We start from the raw sequence: 1,186 nt of genomic DNA on the forward strand, positions 1-1,186 counted from the left end.
GAATCGGAGCGCATGCGCAAAGTCGACCGGCTGGCGCTGGAAGCCATGATGATCGCGGGGCACGGCGAGGCGTGAGGCGTCTCGTCGCCGGGCTCAAGCGCTTCGTCATCATAGCAGTCGGCTATATCGCCGCCGTGCTGACCTCGATCCTGGTGCCTGTGCTGCTGATCGCTCTTCTGGAAGGGCTCGAATATGGCAACTGGTCCATCGTTTTCGCGTTCGACTGGCTGGTTTCCTTCCCGCTCGCGGTAGTGACAGTGGCGGTCTGCGCGCTGTTGATCGTCGGCCCCGCGATCTTCATGGCCGAACGCTTGTCGCTTCGGGGCTGGTTCTACTTCGCGGCCACGGGCGCGATCACGTCCATCGCATTCGGGGTTCTTGTCCCGGGCTCGGCCGGAGGGTTTGTTTTCAACCCGGGCTTTCTCGGCTTCCTGGCCACCGCCGGCATTGCCGCCGGTTCGGTCTACTGGTTTCTGGCCGGGCGCAAGTCCGGCCATCCCTTACGCCGGGATCAGCAATGACCCGTCTCGTCGCCTATATCGTGCGCCTTGCCGTCATCCTGTTCGGCTATGCCGTCGCCGCGCTGGCGGCCAGCGCGTTCCTCAATGTCCTGTTCCTGGCCTCCCTCGGCTACACGCCGGCGCATGCGGAGCCGGCGGCGACCGCCTCGCTCTATTTCTCGATCCCCTTCGTCGCGCTGTTTGCCGCCTATTTCGCCTTCATGCCGGCGGCCCTCGTGATTCTGATCGCCGAGATTCTCGGCCGGCGCGATTGGCTGTTCTATGCGCTGGCCGGTGCGATCGTCGCCGCCGTCTTCCTCGGCTTCGCCGACCAGATGGGCGATACGCCATTCGCCGTCACCGAGCCGCGCGCCATGGCCGCCGTCATCGGCGGCGGCATGGTCGGGGGCATCTTCTATTGGCTCAGCGCCGGGCGCTGGGCCGGAAGCTGGTGGAAAGCCGAACCCTGACCTCGAACCGAGCGCCCGCGTAAGCAGGGAGCTTTGCTGACCTCCGGTTCGGAAGAAATCAGCAGCGAACAGCAAAATCCTACTTCGCCTGGCCAGTCAGGATTTTGAGCGCGAACGCGGAAAACACGCCGGCGAAGAGATAGTCGACCACCCGCGTCACGCGCGGGCTGGCCTTCATCGCCGCCGAGAATTTCTCCGCCGCCAGCACCATCGGTG

The 1,186-nt window shown here is 64.9% G+C and carries 2 protein-coding genes and 1 pseudogene; 2 read left to right on the plus strand and 1 reads right to left on the minus strand.

From position 1 onward, the window contains the following. Positions 1-521, plus strand: a 521-nt coding sequence (locus FJ980_RS32905) for a hypothetical protein (RefSeq protein ID WP_246676689.1), incomplete at its 5' end; no start/stop codon positions are given. Then, on the plus strand, positions 518-970 hold the full coding sequence (locus FJ980_RS32910; RefSeq protein ID WP_140492184.1) for a hypothetical protein: 453 nt from the start codon (positions 518-520) through the stop codon (positions 968-970). The genes FJ980_RS32905 and FJ980_RS32910, both read left to right, overlap by 4 nt. 79 nt (positions 971-1,049) lie before the next feature. Here FJ980_RS32910 and FJ980_RS35710 read toward each other — a convergent pair. Further along, positions 1,050-1,186: pseudogene (locus tag FJ980_RS35710) on the minus strand (LysE family translocator); the annotation flags it as partial.

Source organism: Mesorhizobium sp. B1-1-5, from assembly GCF_006443065.1.
Lineage (GTDB): Bacteria > Pseudomonadota > Alphaproteobacteria > Rhizobiales > Rhizobiaceae > Mesorhizobium.